At 54.7% G+C, this 18,434-nt stretch carries 16 protein-coding genes, 1 pseudogene and 2 riboswitches; of the genes and pseudogenes, 11 read left to right on the top strand and 6 right to left on the bottom strand.

Features of this window, described 5'->3' with window-relative positions:
* The 3 genes and pseudogenes from B2T33_RS20415 to ispH all read right to left on the bottom strand — a co-directional run.
* Window positions 1–74: pseudogene (locus B2T33_RS20415) on the bottom strand (ribonuclease HI); the annotation flags it as partial.
* Between the two features lie 25 nt (window positions 75–99).
* Entirely contained in the window at window positions 100–1,068 is a 969-nt protein-coding gene (locus B2T33_RS18905) for a homoserine kinase (protein WP_008889183.1), read from the bottom strand.
* Window positions 1,069–1,113: 45 nt separating this feature from the next.
* Window positions 1,114–2,061, bottom strand: a complete 948-nt coding sequence (ispH, locus tag B2T33_RS18910) for a 4-hydroxy-3-methylbut-2-enyl diphosphate reductase (RefSeq protein WP_008889184.1) — start codon at window positions 2,059–2,061, stop codon at window positions 1,114–1,116.
* Between the two features lie 256 nt (window positions 2,062–2,317).
* Between ispH and B2T33_RS18915 the strand changes: the two genes are divergently transcribed.
* From B2T33_RS18915 to B2T33_RS18945, 7 genes are all read left to right on the top strand, one after another.
* Window positions 2,318–2,875, top strand: coding sequence for a hypothetical protein (locus B2T33_RS18915; RefSeq protein ID WP_063088556.1), 558 nt, complete (start codon window positions 2,318–2,320; stop codon window positions 2,873–2,875).
* 103 nt (window positions 2,876–2,978) lie between these two features.
* A riboswitch (glycine riboswitch) is annotated at window positions 2,979–3,077 on the top strand.
* Between the two features lie 3 nt (window positions 3,078–3,080).
* Window positions 3,081–3,188, top strand: a riboswitch (glycine riboswitch).
* Window positions 3,189–3,247: 59 nt separating this feature from the next.
* Window positions 3,248–4,360, top strand: coding sequence for a glycine cleavage system aminomethyltransferase GcvT (gene gcvT / locus B2T33_RS18920; protein ID WP_286792882.1), 1,113 nt, complete (start codon window positions 3,248–3,250; stop codon window positions 4,358–4,360).
* Window positions 4,361–4,434: 74 nt separating this feature from the next.
* On the top strand, window positions 4,435–4,806 hold the full coding sequence (gcvH, locus tag B2T33_RS18925) for a glycine cleavage system protein GcvH (RefSeq protein WP_008889187.1): 372 nt from the start codon (window positions 4,435–4,437) through the stop codon (window positions 4,804–4,806).
* 3 nt (window positions 4,807–4,809) lie between these two features.
* On the top strand, window positions 4,810–6,165 hold the full coding sequence (gene gcvPA, locus B2T33_RS18930; RefSeq protein ID WP_210515033.1) for an aminomethyl-transferring glycine dehydrogenase subunit GcvPA: 1,356 nt from the start codon (window positions 4,810–4,812) through the stop codon (window positions 6,163–6,165).
* Window positions 6,162–7,658, top strand: a complete 1,497-nt coding sequence (gcvPB, locus tag B2T33_RS18935; RefSeq protein WP_008889189.1) for an aminomethyl-transferring glycine dehydrogenase subunit GcvPB — start codon at window positions 6,162–6,164, stop codon at window positions 7,656–7,658. Before gcvPA ends, gcvPB begins: the two co-directional genes overlap by 4 nt.
* Before the next feature lie 202 nt (window positions 7,659–7,860).
* Window positions 7,861–8,772, top strand: a complete 912-nt coding sequence (locus B2T33_RS18940) for a protein phosphatase CheZ (protein ID WP_286792883.1) — start codon at window positions 7,861–7,863, stop codon at window positions 8,770–8,772.
* Between the two features lie 210 nt (window positions 8,773–8,982).
* Window positions 8,983–9,387 (top strand): hypothetical protein, encoded by a 405-nt coding sequence (locus B2T33_RS18945; RefSeq protein ID WP_040822685.1) that lies wholly within the window; start codon window positions 8,983–8,985, stop codon window positions 9,385–9,387.
* Window positions 9,388–9,476: 89 nt separating this feature from the next.
* Here B2T33_RS18945 and B2T33_RS18950 read toward each other — a convergent pair whose 3' ends face one another.
* Both B2T33_RS18950 and B2T33_RS18955 read right to left on the bottom strand, forming a co-directional pair.
* Window positions 9,477–9,956: a peroxiredoxin gene (locus B2T33_RS18950; protein WP_197146039.1), complete on the bottom strand. Its 480-nt coding sequence runs from the start codon at window positions 9,954–9,956 to the stop codon at window positions 9,477–9,479.
* A 218-nt stretch (window positions 9,957–10,174) separates the two neighbouring features.
* A complete protein-coding gene (locus B2T33_RS18955) occupies window positions 10,175–12,382 on the bottom strand; it encodes a protein-disulfide reductase DsbD family protein (RefSeq protein ID WP_286792884.1) in 2,208 nt (735 codons plus the stop codon).
* A gap of 320 nt (window positions 12,383–12,702) precedes the next feature.
* Between B2T33_RS18955 and B2T33_RS18960 the strand changes: the two genes are divergently transcribed.
* The gene (locus B2T33_RS18960; RefSeq protein ID WP_008889194.1) at window positions 12,703–13,281 is read left to right on the top strand and encodes a YqgE/AlgH family protein; all 579 of its coding nucleotides are present in this window, start codon (window positions 12,703–12,705) and stop codon (window positions 13,279–13,281) included.
* An 87-nt stretch (window positions 13,282–13,368) separates the two neighbouring features.
* On the opposite strand, the gene B2T33_RS18965 is transcribed toward B2T33_RS18960, so the two are convergent.
* Window positions 13,369–14,148: a hypothetical protein gene (locus tag B2T33_RS18965; RefSeq protein WP_286792942.1), complete on the bottom strand. Its 780-nt coding sequence runs from the start codon at window positions 14,146–14,148 to the stop codon at window positions 13,369–13,371.
* A gap of 829 nt (window positions 14,149–14,977) precedes the next feature.
* Between B2T33_RS18965 and coxB the strand changes: the two genes are divergently transcribed.
* The 3 genes from coxB to cyoE all read left to right on the top strand — a co-directional run bounded on the left by coxB (window position 14,978) and on the right by cyoE (window position 18,430).
* Complete coding sequence (gene coxB / locus B2T33_RS18970; RefSeq protein ID WP_008889196.1) at window positions 14,978–15,829, top strand: cytochrome c oxidase subunit II; 852 nt, start codon at window positions 14,978–14,980, stop codon at window positions 15,827–15,829.
* A gap of 11 nt (window positions 15,830–15,840) precedes the next feature.
* The gene (gene ctaD, locus B2T33_RS18975) at window positions 15,841–17,424 is read left to right on the top strand and encodes a cytochrome c oxidase subunit I (RefSeq protein WP_008889197.1); all 1,584 of its coding nucleotides are present in this window, start codon (window positions 15,841–15,843) and stop codon (window positions 17,422–17,424) included.
* Window positions 17,425–17,503: 79 nt separating this feature from the next.
* A complete protein-coding gene (gene cyoE, locus B2T33_RS18980) occupies window positions 17,504–18,430 on the top strand; it encodes a heme o synthase (protein ID WP_286792885.1) in 927 nt (308 codons plus the stop codon).
* Window positions 18,431–18,434 lie beyond the last annotated feature (4 nt).

An 18,434-nucleotide genomic window follows, 5' to 3' on the forward strand; every position in this document is an offset into this window, starting at 1 on the left:
GGGCCGGGATTGCCGCTGCACGCGCCGTCCGTGTAAATCTCGACGCGGTTATCGTCACCGTTACTTGAAGTCATATTGTCGTGTTCCCCGCCTTTGTGCCTAATCCAGGCCATAGGCTGTTGCGTTTTCCACACGTTGGTGGAACCGCAATTTGTTGATGTATTCGCGCGGGTTCTTCGGGGTGACCAGCGCATCCTTGGGTGTATTCACCCAGTCATACAGCCGTGTCAGAAGGAACCGAAGACTTGCGCCGCGCGCCAGAATGGGCAGGGCGGCCTTTTCGACGTCCGAAAGCGGACGGACCTTGCTGTAATGCGACAGAAGGTTTTTGGCCTTGGTTACATTGAAGCTGTTGTCTGGTTCAAAGCACCAGGCATTCATGCAGATGGCAACGTCGTAGCAAAACAGGTCATTGCACGCGAAATAGAAGTCAATCAGCCCGGAAACGGCTTCCTTGTTTGGAAAGAAGAAGACGTTATCGGGGAACAGGTCCGCATGAATGACCCCTTTTGGAAGGGCGTGCGGCCAGTTTTCTTCAAGAAATGCGAGCTCTTCGCCAATCATCTTGCCAAGGCCGGGTTCGACATCGTCGGCATGTTCAGCGCAGCTGTCAAAAAGCGAACGCCATCCCTTGATGCTCAGCGCATTTGGCAGATGCATTTCGAAGTCCTGACCGGCTGAGTGCAACTCTGCCAGTGCGGCGCCAACCCCGGCACAGTGATGGGGTTGAATGCGCCTGGGCGACATGCCCTGCAGGAAAGACGTGATGGCAGCCGGGCGACCACAAAGGCGTCGCAGGGCAACACCGTCCTTGCCGTGGATCGGGGTCGGGCAATTCAGTCCCTTGGCCGACAAGTGATCCATCAGGCCAAGATAGAAGGGCAAATCATCGGGATTTACCCGCTTCTCATACAGGGTCAGGATATAAGGAGCCTTGGTCGTCTGAAGCAGGAAATTGGTGTTTTCGACGCCTTCTGCGATCCCCTTGAACGACACCACGTCACCGATATCGTATTCGGCCACAAAGCGGGAAATATCTTCGTCTGAAACGTCGGTATAGACGGCCATGAGTTCTATCGTCGTCCTGAGCTGAAAATAAGCATGTCCGCAGACCTAGCTGGCAAGCTGACGCGGCAGTTTGAAGGTGACATTCTCGTTGGTCAGCGTGATTGTTTCGACCGTCACGTCAAAGCGTTCGCGGCAGGCATCAATGACTTCCTCGACCAGGATTTCGGGCGCGGATGCGCCGGCCGTGATGCCAAGGCTTGAAATACCGTCAAGCTTGGACCAGTCGATATCCTTTGCCCGTTCGACCAGAACCGACCGTGTGCAGCCTTCGCGCTTGGCGACTTCGACCAGACGGTTGGAGTTCGAAGAGTTCGGCGCGCCAAGGACCAGAATGGCATCGGCCTTTTCCGCGATCAGTTTGACCGCATGCTGGCGGTTGGTCGTGGCGTAGCAGATGTCTTCCTTTTTCGGCACCGCGATTGACGGGAAACGCCGTTGCAGGATTTCAATGATCTTGGCGGTGTCATCAAGTGACAAGGTCGTCTGGGTTACGAAAGCCAGATTTTCCGGATCGCTGATTTCGATGGTTTCGGCGTCTTCTTCGGTCTCGACCAGGGTCATGCTGCCGGGGGGCAATTGGCCCATCGTGCCGATGACTTCGGGATGACCGGCATGACCAATCAGAAGAATATGTTTGCCATCGGCGTGATGGCGTTCGGCACCGCGATGGACCTTGGAGACCAGCGGGCAGGTCGCATCAAGATATTCAAGTTTGCGGGTTTCGGCCGCCTCGGGCACGGATTTCGGGACACCATGGGCCGAAAAGATCACCGGCACGCCATCGGGAACGGCATCAAGTTCGTCAACGAAAACCGCACCCATATCGCGCAGGCGATTGACCACGAATTTGTTATGCACGATTTCGTGGCGGACATAGACCGGTGCGCCATATTTTTCGAGTGCCTTTTCGACGATCTCGATGGCGCGATCAACCCCCGCGCAGAAACCGCGCGGATTGGCAAGAACGATCCGAAGGCTGGCTTTGTCAGACATGATACAGGTCCGGCTTTCCCAAACGCGCACGGGCTGTCCCGACGCTTTATTCACACATTGACGTTACATAACCTGCCTGATCATGCGGTGCAATGACTCTGGGGTAAATGGTCGGTGCGGGTTGGCCGAATTTTTGACGTTTTACACCGCCCAAGGCCTTTCAAGCGGGTTGTGCCGACATCCGCGAAAGAATAGACTGCGCGCGGGCCGGTCGTCGCGATGCGGCCCGAAAACATTTGGTTTGATAGAGGCTTGGATGACAATCGGTAACGGACTTCGGCGCGTTTATGCATTGGGTATGGTCTCGCTTGGTGGATTGCTAAGCGCATGCGGCGGTGGCAACCCGTTCGAAGAACAGCCGGTCCCGGTTTGTCCGGCGGCCTATCTGCCAAAGGATACGGCAAAACTTGTCCAGTTCAGTGGTGCTGGCCGTGATCTGACCGATGTGATCGTCGAAGCCGAATTTACCGGATACCTTGGTGATTGCGGCTATGACCTTGATGACAAGGAACTTGATGTCATCATCAGTCCGATCATTACCGCCGAGCTTGGGCCGGCAGCCCAGAACCGTAATGTCCAATTTAAATATTTCGTCGCCCTGCGTGACCCGAACGGCACCTTCATTCAGAAGTCGGTGTTTGACGTTAATATGGCGTTTGCAGACAATCTGAACATGGCACGCATCCGTGACGAACAGGTGACCCTGTCGGTGCCGCTGGACGATGTCTGGACCGGTCCGGATTACGAAATCTATCTTGGTTTCCAGCTGAGCGCAGACCAACTTGAGTATAATCGCCGGTTCGGAACCGATTGATTTTATTCGGGTTTGTTTGCTTGAGACGCGGCAGACCGATCGTGCCCGAAAAATAGGGGCTGGTCGGTTTGCGCGGAAACCCGTATAACAGAAACATACCCAAATGATGCACGTGGGAGAGGCCGCAGTCCTTATCGGATGAGCGGACGCCGAAGGAGCAACCACCCCGGAAACTCTCAGGCAACAGGACCGCGTGGAGATGGGACTCTGGAAAGCAGGTGACCTGAACTTCTGATCAGGAACACCTCGCCGAAGATGTAAGCAGACCGGCTTCCTACCCCGGATGTGATTCTTTCAGGCTCCAAAGACAGAGGGGGAATGTGGTTGGCCACTGGTCGGCTATATTTCGCAACGATTGTCTTGGAGAACCTGATGGCGGATCAAGAATCCGAACTTCTAAAAACTGCCCTTTATGATTTGCATGTGGAACTCGGTGCCAAAATGGTGCCGTTCGCTGGCTATGCCATGCCTGTGCAATATCCGCTTGGTGTGAAGGGCGAACATCTTCATACCCGTGCGAAGGCAGGCCTGTTTGATGTGTCCCACATGGGGCAGGTGCGTTTGACTGGCGAGAACCGCGTGGCCGAGCTTGAAAAGCTTGTGCCCGGTGACATTGCCATCCTCAAACCCGGTCGCACCCGCTATTCCGCATTTACCCAGGACGACGGCACGATCCTTGATGATCTGATGATTACCAATGCGGGTGAAAGCCTGTTTCTGGTGATCAATGCGGCCTGCAAGGACGATGATATCGTTCACATGCGTGCCAACCTTGGCGATGGTGTATCGCTTGAAGAAATCGATGACCGTGCGCTTCTCGCACTTCAGGGCCCGGACGCGGCCAAGGTTCTGGCACGCTTTGCGCCATCGGTTGCCGATCTGAAATTCATGAGCTTTGCCGAAGTCGAAATCGCTGGCAGTCCGTGCTTTGTGACCCGTTCGGGTTACACCGGCGAAGACGGTTATGAGATTTCTGTGCCCAACGCCGATGCCGAGGCACTTGCACGCAAATTGCTGGCCGAGGACGAGGTTGAGGCGATCGGCCTTGGTGCACGTGACTCACTGCGCCTCGAAGCGGGCCTTTGCCTGTATGGCAACGACATTGATACCACCACGACCCCGGTTGAAGGGGATCTGAACTGGATCATCAACAAACGTCGCCGGGCCGAGGGTGGCTTCAAGGGGGCGGATGTGATCCTTGATCAGCTTGAACACGGTGCGGATCGCAAACGTGTCGGCATCAAGCCCGAAGGCAAGGCACCGGCACGCGAACACACCCAGATTTTGAACGCGGATGGCGAAGAAATCGGCGAGATTACCTCGGGCGGGTTTGGCCCGACCGTCGATGGCCCGATTGCCATGGGGTATGTCGCAATTGAATTTGCTGAACCGGGTACCAAGGTCGATCTTATGGTGCGTGGCAAGGCGCGCCCGGCCGAGGTGGTCGAACTTCCGTTCGCGCCGCATCGTTATTTCCGCGGTTGAGAACCAGAATTTATCATAGAGAGAGCGGCGCTACGCTGCATTGGCACTGAATTGATCAACAGGGACAATGGAAGATGACTAAGAAATTTTCGCAGGAACATGAATGGATCGAGCTTGAAGACGGTGTGGCAACCGTTGGCATTACCGATTACGCGCAGCAGTCGCTGGGCGATATCGTCTATGTCGAGCTGCCGGAAGTTGGCAAGAAGCTGACCAAGGATGGCGACGCCGCGGTTGTTGAATCGGTCAAGGCCGCCAGCGACGTTTACGCCCCGCTCGATGGTGAAATTGTCGAGGTCAACGAAGAGCTCGATGACAATCCTGCACTGGTCAATGAAGCCCCGGAATCGGATGGCTGGTTCTTTAGAATGACACTGACCGATGAATCCCAGCTTGATGAGCTGATGGATGAAGCTGCCTACAAAGACTTCGTCGAAGGCCTTTAAAACATGCGTTATCTCCCACTGACACGCGCTGATCGTGCTGCGATGCTTGATACCATCGGGGCATCATCGGTTGATGAACTTTACTGTGATGTGCCGGACGGCGCGTTGCTTGATGCACCTGTTGATTTGCCATCCCACCTTGGCGAAATGCAGGTCGAACGCGATATGATGGCCTTGGCCGCCAAAAACATGGGCGCATCAAGCGTGCCCAGTTTCCTGGGTGCGGGTGCCTATCGCCACCATGTCCCGGCGACGGTTGACTACGTGATCCAGCGCGGTGAATTCCTGACCGCCTATACCCCGTATCAGCCGGAAATCGCGCAAGGGACACTTCAATACCTGTTTGAATTCCAGACCCAGGTTGCCTCGATCACCGGGATGGATGTTGCAAACGCGTCGATGTGGGATGGTGCGACATCCTGTGCCGAAGCGGTTCTGATGGCCTGCCGTGCGACCCGTCGCAAGAAGGCGGTGCTTTCGGGCGGTCTGCACCCGCATTACCGCGAAGTGACCGAAACCTATTGCCAGTATAGCGACACCGAAGTCGCCGGTCGCGATGGACATCCGGAACATCAGGCAACTGCCGAAGAACTCAACGATCTGATTGATGATCAGACCGCATGTGTTGTGGTGCAGTACCCGGACGTGTTTGGCCGCATTCAGGATCACACCCAACTGGCTGATCTTTGCCATGCCAAGGGTGCGCTTCTGGTGGTGGTCTTTACCGAGGCGGTGGCGTTTGGCGCGGTGAAATCACCGGGCAGCTTTGGCGCAGACATCGTTTGCGGCGAAGGCCAGTCGATCGGTAATGCGCTGAACTATGGTGGGCCGTATGTCGGTCTGTTTGCCACGACGCAAAAGCTCGTGCGTCAGATGCCGGGCCGTCTGTGTGGTGAAACGGTCGACCAGGACGGCAAACGTGGCTTTGTTCTGACGCTGTCGACCCGCGAACAGCATATCCGCCGCGAAAAGGCGACCTCGAACATCTGCACCAACTCGGGCCTGTGTTCGTTGGCCTTTACCGTGCATATGAGCCTGCTGGGTGAAGACGGTTATCGCCGTCTGGCGACATTGAACCATGAAAATGCCTGCAAGGCGGCGGACGCGATTGATGCCGTTGAAGGCGCATCTGTGGTCAATGACAGCTTCTTTAACGAATTCACCGTCAAGCTTTCCAAACCGGCCGCCGAAGTGGTTGAGGCACTGGTTGCCAAGGGCGTCCTTGCTGGTGTGCCGTTGTCGCGCCTGTATCCGAACCGTTCGGATCTGGATAACTACCTGTTGGTTGCGGTCACCGAAACCAACACGGACGAGGATATCGCGGCGCTTGCGTCCGCATTGAAGGAGGCGCTGGCATGACCTTTACAACCCATACCGGCAACCGTGGACTTGTTCTTGAAGAACAGCTGATTTTCGAGCAGGGCCAACCCGGCCGTACCGGCGTTGATTTGCCGGAACCAAAGGGCACCAAATCGCGCCTCGGCGGTCTTGACCGTGATAGCGACGTTGGTCTTCCGGGGCTTTCGGAGCCGCAAGTCGTGCGTCACTTCACGCGCCTGTCGCAGAAGAACTATGGCATTGATGCCGGTTTCTTCCCGCTTGGTTCGTGCACGATGAAGCATAACCCGCGCCTGAACGAAAAAGTCGCGCGTTTGCCTGGTCTTGCCGATCTGCATCCGATGCAACCCGAAAGCACCGTTCAGGGTGCGCTGGAACTGATTGATCAGTGTGCGCATTGGCTTTTGGTTCTGACCGGCATGCCCGCAGTTTCCATGTCTCCGGCAGCGGGTGCGCAGGGTGAGCTTTGCGGTATGATGGCCATTCGTGCGGCCCTTGATGCGCGCGGTGAAAACCGTCGTCGCGTTCTGGTGCCTGAATCCGCCCACGGGACCAATCCGGCAACCGCAGCAGCCTGTGGCTTTACAGTTGATTCGATCCCCGCGACCGAAGATGGCCGTGTTGATCTGGCCGCGTTTGAAGCCAAGCTTGGCGACGATGTGGCGGGTATCATGCTGACCAACCCGAATACCTGCGGTCTGTTTGAACGTGACGTGCGCAAGATCGCCGATCTGGTGCATGAAGCGGGTGGTTACTTCTATTGCGATGGTGCGAACTTCAACGCCATTGTCGGTCGGGTGCGCCCGGCAGACCTTGGCATTGATGCGATGCATATCAACCTGCACAAGACGTTCTCGACCCCGCATGGTGGCGGTGGACCGGGTTCAGGACCTGTTGTCTTCTCCGAGGCACTGGCACCGTTTGCCCCGATCCCGTATGTCGTGAAAAAGGGTGATGGTTTCCATCTGGTCGAAACCGCAGACGAAGAAGACGGCATGAAGCCGTTTGGCCGTCTTAAAGGCTTCCATGGTCAGATGGGCATGTTTATTCGTGCGCTGACTTATATGAAAAGCCACGGTGCAGATGGCCTGCGTCAGGCATCGGGTGATGCGGTTCTTAATGCCAACTACCTGCTGGCGCGTCTCAAGGACAAGCTCAGTGTCGCTTTCCCGGGCTATTGCATGCATGAAGCCCTGTTTGATGACGGCTTCCTGAAAGATACCGGGGTTTCGACGCTGGATCTGGCCAAGGCAATCATCGACGAAGGGTTCCACCCGATGACGATGTATTTCCCGCTGGTGGTTCATGGGGCGTTGCTGATCGAACCGACCGAGACCGAAACCAAGGAATCGATCGATCAGTTCTGTGATGCGATTCTGTCGCTTGTGGCCAAGGCCGAGTCGGGCGATGCGGAATTCTTCAAGAATGCACCGTACCTGACCCCGCGCAGACGCCTTGATGAAACGGCGGCTGCACGTAAGCCGGTTTTGCGCTGGAAGCCTGAAACAGCTTGATAACCAACGCAACCTGACCTTTTGGAGCACCCCGGTCTTTTGGCCGGGGTGTTCTTTTTCAAAGACTTGGACTTGAAACCCATTGGACTTGTCGCAATCTGCACCCTTATACTTGCCGTAATAGTAATGAACGCCGTCAAAAAGGTGCGTTTGGGGATTTAGTGATCGGACGTACGTCCGTTCCGGAGGGTTAAAGTCAGTTATGTCTCGTCGCGTGCAAAAAGTATTCACTGCCGAACGTCGTCTTAAAGAACGCACCGGTGGTGTGGTTGAGGATTGGTCTGACTCCTTTTTTGACCCGACGCTGGAAAGCGGCATGGGGGCAGGGGAACCGATGCAGGCATCCTTGCCGGCAGCGACGAGTGCCCCGGAAACGTCCGGTATTACGCAGGCTGTTCTTGATGAAATCAGAGCACTGCGTGGTGAAGTTTCACAACTGCGTCAGGCAGTGGCAGCCGGTGGTGTTCCGGCCAGTGATGTCGCCACCCCGTTTGCATCAAACGATGCGCCGATGGATGAATTGCCAGAGCCGGTTTCAAGTAACCCAACCCACTCCAATCGCCCGGGGGCGGCAGAGCCCGACCGTGACGATCTGGAACTGATCCGCACCCAGATCGCGGAAATGAACGAGCACATCCACAGGGCCAAGGTTCAGATTGCGTCGCTGCGCCATCCAAAGGCGCAGGATGACCGACTGGTAAGTGCGACCTCGGAACTTGATGCCATCGTCAAGGATACCGAAATGGCGACCCATACCATTCTGGAATCCGCCGAGCAGATTGACGATCTGACGATGACGCTCAAAAACTCGGCGCCGAGCGATTTTGTCGCCGATCACGTTGAACAGATTGCCTTCATCGTTACCAAGATCTTTGAAGCCTGTAACTTCCAGGACATTACCGGCCAGCGCATCAACAAGGTGGTCAGCACGCTTGAGTTCGTTGAAGAGCGCGTCCACAACATGATCTCGATCTGGGGTGAAGATGCGTTTGCCGAATTGCCGGTTCCTGAGGTCGAGGAAGAATCACGACCCGAGGATGCAGACCTTCTGAACGGTCCGCAGCTCGAAGGAGAAGGCATCAGTCAGGACGATATCGACAAGTTGTTCGAATAATTCGAAAAATGCTTGGTTTTGTGCTGTGATTTAAGGTAGTAGCGTGAGCTATATCTTCTTGACAAAGAGCGTTTCGGGCGTTTTCGCCCAGTCTTTTGTCAATCAAAAGTTTACATATGTAAGGTAAGTTCTTACCTATAAGAATAAGAAGCTATGTTGGGATGCGTGTGACATACGGTTGCACGCGTTTTGGCGTGCTTGGAGGTTAATATGGGATTTTGGTCTCTCGGTGCTATTCGCCAGCCAAAGGCACAAGATATAAAATGGCGAAAAAGCCCACGTGGGGAGTACTACCGCCTGTTCATGATCGACGATATTTCAGAGCTTAGCCTGGATGGGGTCGGTGGCGTTTACTTGCTGTGGCATGGTGGCCTGAAGCCGTCTTGGCTGGTGGCTGGTGCAACAGAAGATCTTGGACACAGTTTTTCTGAACTGATGCGAGATCCGGATATTCGCGAATATGACACCCGTGGCGGGGTCTATATGAGCTGGTCACCGATCAAGGATAGTTTCCGGGAAGGTGTTGTGCATTTCATTGCCAAGCACACCAACCCGACCTTTGAATGCGATTATGACAGCAAGGAAGACCCGATACCGGTTCTGCTTCCGCGCTGATCAGGCACTATTGTTCCCTACATTCAAAGCAAAAAGCTCCGCAAATGATTGCGGAGCTTTAAGCGCTTGTTGCGGGAAGCTTTCCGGTTTTAAAGCTTTTTCAGAACAGCTTCGGCACTTGAAACTTCAAACGCGCCCGGTTCTTCGATGGCAATGTCGGTGACTTTGCCGTCTTCGACAATCATGGCGAAACGGTTGGCACGCTTGCCAAGGCCGCGGCCGGTCAGATCAAGTCCAAGCCCGGTTGCGTCGACAAACGCCAGATCCCCGTCCGAAAGCATCGTGACGTCGTTGGCCTTTTCCGCATCGGCCCATGCCTGAAGGACAAAGGCATCGTTTGATGCAAGGCAGGCAATCTCATCGACACCTTTGGCTTTGATCTCATCGGATTTGGCAACAAAGCCTGGAAGGTGTTTGGCCGAGCAGGTCGGGGTAAAGGCACCCGGTACTGCAAACAGGACAACTTTGCGACCTGCGAAGAATTCCTTGGAATTGACGGCTTCCGGACCGTCGCTGGTTGCGCGGAAAAGGGTAACTTCCGGGAGTTCGGAACCGACTGAAATGGTCATGGGTATCTCCGTTATTTGGCGCAATCCCGTTGACTGCGCGCTGGATCGCATGCCGGAATCAAACACCAAATCTGCTTGGCATTCAATGCTTTCACGCAGAGTTTTTAACAGGTTTCATCTGCTTGACTTCAATTGGCAGCAATTTTGGGCCTGTGTGCACCTTAACGCCTGCACTCTCGCAGGAGCCGGAAACACTACGCGTTCCCAATCAGATGTGATCACTGAACGGAACTGGCAAGGCTTGCCGAACCGTTTGCATCTTCAAGCGCACCAAGAACCTCGTCCACACCGAGCAACTCCGAAAGCAAAATGCCATCCGGTGCTCCCGGACCAAATACTGCATTGAACGGAATGCCAAACCGGCCATAGGAGGCAAGGTAATCGGCAATCTTTTGATCCGGGCGGGTCCAGTCGGCCTGCATCAGAACAACATCATCCTGCATCAATGCATTTCGGACATCGGGCTTTTCGAGAACCAGCTTCTTGTTGACCTGACAGGTCACACACCATTCCGCCGTAACATCGATCACGACCGTCTTTCCATCGGCAACCAAACCATCAATGGTTTCAGGTGCAAACGCCTGCCAGACAAGCGTGCCATTGTCCGATGATGCGCGCGGCGACGACGGTGGTTTTGAAAAGCCGGGCGCAAACAGTGCAACCAAGAAGCCCAGTACCGCCAGTGACGTAAAGGCAAAGCGTGGACGCAGGTTTGATGTGCGTTTGCGGGCCCAGATAAAGACGCAGCCCGCAATCAGGCCAAGCCCGACAGCAATCGCACCACCCATGCCGATCTGGACCGACAGAATGCCCAGAAGCCAGATCGCCGTGCCGATCAGGGCAAGACCCAGAACAACTTTGACGCCATTCATCCAGCGACCGGGTTTGGGCAGGATATGTGCCACACGCGGTTGGATGGCGATGGCAAAATACGGTAGCGCCAGTCCGATCCCCAGCAAGGTGAAGATCCAGAAGATGTCAAACACACTGCCCGCCAGTGCAAAACCAACCGCCGTGCCAAGGAACGGGGCAGAGCAGGGGGTTGCCAGCAAAGTGGCAAACATGCCGGTCAGGAAGTTGCTGCTGACATGGTGGCCGTGGCTTTCGCTGCGTGTGATGGCGTCATTTGCCGCGTTGCCAAGCTGATCCGGGCCAGAAATTTCAAACAGCCCCCACATATTCAGCGCAAACAGGGCGAGAATAATCGTCATAACGGTCAGAAACAGCGGTTGCTGGAACTGAATGCCCCAGCCAATGGTGCCCCCGGCCAGTTTGATGCCGACCAGAACAGCGGCAATCACCCAGAAGGAGGTAATGATCCCGGCCGCACTGGCAAGGAAACCGATGCGCACCCGATTGATGTCCTGTTCGCGGGCTTTAAGGGCTGACATGACCTTGATCGATAGGACCGGCAACACACAGGGCATGACGTTCAGGATCAAACCGCCAAGCAAGGCGAACAATCCGATCATCGCGAAACTCATGCCTGCCGTTGCGCCCGCACTGGATGCGGTGCTTATGGCGGCAATACCATCCCCGACAACAAGGTTTTGCTCAACAGAAAGCGGACCGGCGATGACGGTGACGGTGACTGGCTGATCTTTCAGTGTCTGGTCTTCGGCCAAGCCCATGACGGTCAGATCGAAATACTGAACATCCTCGTTGCTGCCCGTGGCGGCCGTTTGCGGTTCGGGCAGACCGAATCCCGCACGCAGGTCGCTTTCAATCAGGATGTCGTCAATGTCGACCCCGGCATCATCAAGACCGCGAACACCCAGACGCAGGCTGTGCGCATTGCCCTGACTGATGCTGGAAATACTGGTAACTTCGATGGGAAGGCCGGTGCCCCGCAGCGGTACCTTGGAAACAAACTTTTCGATCTGGTGGGCGTGGTTGCTTGCGATCGAGGTGCCTGCACCAGCGGAGGCACCTGCCGGGATATCAAGATTAAAGCTGGCATTTGCCGGAATGCAGATGTCGCTGCACACCAGATAATCGACATCAAGACGGATCGCGACAGGCTGGGCCGGATCAGGGATCGCAACATCAATCGGCAGAATGATGTGATCCTTATAGCCGAATGTTTCGAGGCCAAAGATCGAAAAGCGGTGAGGGGCCGGCCAAAGGATGTTTGCGGCGCCGACATTTTCGGAACCGGTCCAGTCAAGTTGCGGCGGGAACCCGGCATCGCCTGCGCTGCGCCAGTAAATCTTCCAGTCGGGTTGCAGTTCGTATTCAAGGCCAAGACGGAGTGTCTGTTTGCCGCCGGTTTCGGTTTGCGCACTGATCAGGCGGACTGACGTGAAGTCCTCATCGACCCAGTCGGTTGTCATATCCGATGCCGCCAGTGCAACAGAACTTACACCGATAGATGACAGGCAGATGGCAATTAAAAGAGCCAAGCGGGTGATAAGGTGGCGGAGCACGTGTTGTTCCTTAAGCACGAAAAACCGATTTGCGCAGTGTTGGCCAAACTTGTGGCACAGAAGAGGCGTAATTCCAGTCCCCGTTCAAATCAAGCCACGACTGTGTGAACGCCCTATCACTAGCACATGCAGGCAGGGGCTTGTCCTGATCCAACGCAAAACGAGATGGATCCATTGCCATGGCAGTGCGTTCCTACCTACATGAGGTATATGGGAATCCGGAATGTCAAACGACAAAAAACACGGTTTTCCGGGTTCTTGATGGAAATGGGCAGGTATTCGCGCTAGGCTCTGTGAAACAGGATAAAGAGAGTTGCGACATGGCAGAAGGTATAGGCACGGGTGATTATCTCGGCGGCAAGCTGTTGGTAGCGATGCCGGGCATGCGTGATCCGCGCTTTTCGCAAAGTGTGGTCTATATCTGTGCGCATAACAAAGACGGTGCGATGGGGCTGGTGATCAACCGCCTGATCGACAGCATCACTTTCCCGGAATTGCTTGAACAGCTTGGCATTGCACGCCCGGCACCGACCATCGAAGACATTCAGGTCCATTTCGGTGGACCGGTTGAAAGCAGCCGTGGCTTTGTTCTGCACTCGACCGATTTCTCGAACGAGGCGACCCTTCATGTTGATCGTGGCGTGTCGGTGACAGCGACGGTTGATATTCTTGAACAGATTGCCGTCGGCGAAGGTCCGCAAAGCCGCATCCTTGCCCTTGGTTATGCCGGCTGGCGCAGCGGTCAGCTTGAAAGTGAAATCCTTGCCAATGGCTGGCTTCATGTCGATGCCGATGCGGATCTGCTGTTTGATACCGATTGCGAAGACAAGTGGGAACAGGCGTTTTCACGGCTTGGCTTTGCGCCGGAACTGCTTTCGGGGGAAGCCGGACACGCTTAAGGCGTTCTGTGCTGAAACCCGAGGAACCCGCCATAAGAAAAGCCTGCCAGATTGGCAGGCTTTTGCATTTCGTAGCGTCGTGATCGATCAATCAAACAGCGCGTCGATTTCTTCCTGCGAGAAAATCTGATCAACTTCATCCTGCGACACGCGATTGGCATTCTGTGGCGCCTTGGTGACGGTTTTATCCAGATTGTCGAGGCCTTTGGGATCTGGCGGAAGATCGAAGTCGCCAAAGTCGTCTTCGCCCCAAATCTCGATCACGCGGTTCACGCGTTCCTCGATATATTTCATGGTGTTGACGACTTTGGTGATCCGCTGCCCGGTAAGATCCTGGAAGTTACAGGATTCAAAGACCTTCACGACCAGTTCAACGATATCGTCGGCCAGGCCCTGGGTGTAGTCGTCTGTGGCGGCGGATCGAATATTGTGGGCAACAGCGTCAATTTTCTCAACGGTTTCAAGAATGTTTGCCGTCGCATCCTCTGTTGCCGCAACAACAGAATCAAGCTCGCCCTTGACGATGTTAAGGCGCGTTCCGCTGTCATCTTCGGGCGCGGTATAAAGGGCGGCGATTTCCTTTTTGGTTTCCTGAATGGAATTGGCCAGCGCCCGGACTTCGTTTTTGACCAGACGCAGCTCGTTGCGCGCATCTGCCTGTTCGTCATCCTCAGGGGCAGCATTTGCCTTTTTCTGTTCTTCGATCATCACACGGATATCAGACAGCAGCTCAAGCTTGAGCTCCTCAATCGCGGTGTGAAGGCTGGAAATGTCCGGGCCACTTGCAGATGCATTTGGATCGGATGGCATTTCGGTCGGCAGGGCGACCATGTCACTCATGGATTCAAGTTTATTGAGCAACCGCATTTCTGCAGTGAAAAGTCTTTTACTTCCTGAGCGTGCCATAGGCGAACCTCTGTCTTTGAACTGTCTGCATCCGGCAATTGCCTGGACGACTGCCTTGCATCCAATGTTCGGTACTCATACGTGAGAATAGAATAGTTGGCAAAGCTGATATTTCCAACTGAATTTCTATCTGTGATATTGGGGAAAAGCCCGCATAATTAAAGGGTTCAGGTGCCTTTTTTGTGACTGGGTGCACATAATTCCCCCAAACCGGTCTGGCGAATCGTTCTTTGGGGCATGTCGGCGCAAGCCGGGGAAATTTGATATCATTTGGCAATCTGTTGCCCGTCAGGGCGTCGTGCTGATCCGAAGATCGCCCAAGAGCGTAGCATCACTTGGATGACGGCTTTAGCCATTGGTTGAAGGGATAAAAACACCAATTACGACTATATTGCACAGCAGCAAAAGCAGGCATGGCAAAACCTTGCGACGCGGAATGGCGGTTTTTCTATCCAAGGGTGGGTATTTAGAGCGATTTCAGTCAAAACCAGAGCGATCATTCTGATGGCGGCAAAATATATTTTTTGTGCAATGCAGCGAGGTTTTTTCTGGAACTGGTGTCGAAGATACGCTATTTGCCTGCGTTACAAATGTACTTTCGAGTGCAGGCTTATTAAGAATAAGATATGTCAGAGGAAATGCTCCGGCCTGTTTGTCAGGGTAATCTTTGGTTGAGACGTGATAAGGTCCTTGAGAGTGGGCCGTATTTGTCAGCTCGGCCACTGTCAGTCAGGGGTGGAGACGATTGAGGCATATCGCCTTGAGATGTAATGCGAGGGGGCAGATTCGCATGTCGATCAAGAAGCTATTTCCCATCCTTCTGTTGGGATTGGCGGTACTTACCGGGTTTGATGGCGCAGCACTTGCGGCTGTTGGTCAACCTGAACCCTGGCAGCTTGGGCTGCAGGATCCGGTTTCGCCTGTGGCTGTTGAAGGCCAGAAATTCTTTAATCTCGTTACGTGGTTGATGGTGATCATTACCGTGATCGTCTTGGCTTTGCTGCTGTTTGTGCTTTATCGCTTCAGCGCGAAACGCAACCCGGTCCCATCGAAAACAACGCACCATACCCTTCTTGAAGTGGTCTGGACGGTTGTTCCGGTGCTTATTCTTCTTGTTATCGCGATCCCCTCTTTCCGCCTGCTGTATTTTGCAGACCGTGTCGAGGATGCCGATCTTACGCTCAAGATTATCGGCAAGCAGTGGTACTGGACATATGAGTACCCCGATAACGGCAACTTCACCTTTGATTCGCTTATGATCGATCAGGAAACCGCCATTGCCGAAGGCAAGAAGCGCCTTCTGGATGTGGACAATCCCGTTGTCCTGCCGGTTGATCAAAACATCCGTCTGATCATGACGTCAGACGACGTGATCCATAACTGGGCGATGCCGTCGCTGTTCATCAAGCTTGATGCCGTTCCCGGCCGACTGAACGAAACCTGGACCCGCATTCCAGCTGAGTATGCCGGTACGACATTCTATGGTCAGTGTTCGGAACTGTGTGGTGTGAACCACGCATATATGCCGATCGCGGTTAAGGCCGTTACCATGGAAGAATACGAAGCCTGGGTCGCCGAGGCTCAAGAACAGTTCGCATCTGCTGATTTGCCGTCTGCGGTATCAGTGGCATCGGCAGAGTGAGGGAGAGATTGATGGCTCACGCTGAAACACATGATCACGATCATACCCCCGGCTTCTTTACCCGTTGGTTCCTGTCGACCAACCACAAGGATATCGGGACTCTTTATCTAATCTTCTCAGTGCTTGCCGGTTTGATCGGTGGTGCGTTTTCGGTCTGGTTCCGTATGGAACTGGCACAACCGGGAACCCAGGTCATTGATGACCCGCAATTCTTTAACGTGCTTGTGACCGCACACGGCATGATCATGGTGTTCTTTGTTGTCATGCCCGCGATGATTGGCGGCTTTGGCAACTGGTTTGTTCCGATCATGATTGGCGCGCCGGATATGGCGTTCCCGCGTTTGAACAACATTTCGTTCTGGCTGATTGTTCCGGCCTTTATCCTGCTGATGCTGTCGGCTGTTGTCGGCAGTGGTGCCGGCACCGGCTGGACGGTTTATCCGCCACTTTCAAGTGTGCTTGGCCATCCGGATGCCTCGGTGGATATGGCGATCTTTGCCCTTCACCTTGCCGGTGCCAGCTCGATCCTTGGTGCGGTGAACTTCATTACCACCATCTTTAACATGCGTGCGCCGGGCATGACCCTGCATAAGATGCCGCTTTTTGCTTGGGCAATGCTGGTGACGGCATTCTTGCTGCTGCTGGCGGTGCCGGTACTTGGTGGCGCGATCACCATGCTTCTGACCGACCGTAACTTTGGTACGGATTTCTTTAATCCGGCCGGTGGCGGTGACCCGATCCTGTATCAGCACCTGTTCTGGTTCTTTGGTCATCCAGAAGTGTACATCATGATCCTGCCGGGCTTTGGCATCATCAGCCACATCATCTCGACCTTCTCGCGCAAGCCGATCTTCGGTTATCTCGGGATGGCCTATGCGATGGTGGCAATCGGTGTTGTCGGCTTCATCGTGTGGGCGCACCATATGTACACGGTGGGCTTGGATGTTGATACCCGTGCATACTTTACCGCAGCGACGATGGTGATTGCGGTGCCGACCGGGGTTAAGATCTTTTCGTGGATCGCGACCATGTGGGGGGGCTCGATCACCTTGCGGGCTCCGATGCTTTGGGCAATCGGTTTCATCTTCCTGTTTACTGTGGGCGGTGTGACAGGTGTGATTCTGGCGAACTCGGGCATGGATCTGCCGCTGCATGACACTTATTTCGTTGTGGCGCACTTCCACTATGTTCTGTCGCTTGGCGCTGTCTTCTCGATCTTTGCTGGCTTCTACTATTGGTTCAGCAAAATGTCGGGCTACGAGATTTCCGATCTCGGTGCGAAGATCCACTTCTGGCTGTTCTTCATCGGCGTCAACCTGACCTTCTTCCCGCAGCACTTCCTGGGGCTTGCCGGCATGCCGCGTCGTTATGCCGACTACCCGGATGCGTTTGCCGGATGGAACATGGTTTCGTCTTATGGTGCCTATATCTCGTTTGCGGCGACGATCTTCTTCCTTGGTGTGGTGGCGCATGCCTTCATCCGTGGCAAGAAGGCCGAAGCAAACCCGTACGGGGAAGGTGCAGATACACTGGAATGGACCGTCAGCTCTCCGCCGCCGTTCCATACCTTTGACGAACTGCCACGTATCAAGTAAGTGATCCTGGTTTAAGTCCCCCGCAGGCCCCGGTTTGCGGGGGGCATCCTACCGCCCCAAACGAGAAGACCAGAGTTCAATGACCAAGCAGGCTGCCAACCAGACCATCGCACTTGAAAACGCAGTATCCCTGCCGGTTTCGGATGTGCGTGACTATATCGCGTTGCTCAAACCCGGTGTGATGACGCTTGTGGTTTTCACCGGTGCTGTGGGGTTGCTGATTGCCCCGGGTTCGATCCATCCGTTCCTTGGACTCGTTGCAATCGCCTGTATCGCTATCGCCAGTGGTGCCGCGGCATCCATTAACATGTGGTATGATCGTGATATCGATATCCACATGAAACGTACCCAAAACCGACCGATCCCGGCCGGGCGCGTGCCCGCCGACGAGGCCTTGTCTCTTGGCATTGCGCTGTCGATTGTTTCGGTCACGATCATGGCGGTTGCCATCAATATTGCTGCTGCGGTTTTGCTGGCTGTATCGATAGCGTTTTACGTGTTCGTCTACACCATGTGGCTTAAACGCAGCACACCACAGAATATCGTCATCGGCGGTGCCGCCGGGGCCTTTCCCCCGATGATCGGCTGGGCGTCGGTGACGGGCGGGATTGATATCAATTCAATCGCGCTGTTCATGATTATCTTTATGTGGACACCGCCGCATTTTTGGGCGCTGGCACTGTTTCGGTGCGGCGACTATGCCAAGGTCGGTGTTCCCATGATGCCGGTGGTTGCCGGTGACGCCGCAACCAAAAAGCAGATGCTGGTTTATACCATTCTGCTTTTGCCGGTGACCTTTGTTCCGGTCGCGACCGGATTGCTAGGAACGATTTACGCCGTGACGGCGGGTCTGACCGGGCTTTGGTTCCTGCGCCATGCGGTACGGGTTTTGCGCAACGCCGAAGAACGCGCGCCGCACAAGATGTTTGGATATTCCATTTTGTATCTGTTTGTCCTGTTTGGGGCGATGGTTGCAGATGTCTGGCTTGGCGGGTTCATCGTATGACGGA

Source organism: Thalassospira sp. UBA4513 (assembly GCF_002388495.1).
Lineage (GTDB): Bacteria > Pseudomonadota > Alphaproteobacteria > Rhodospirillales > Thalassospiraceae > Thalassospira > Thalassospira tepidiphila.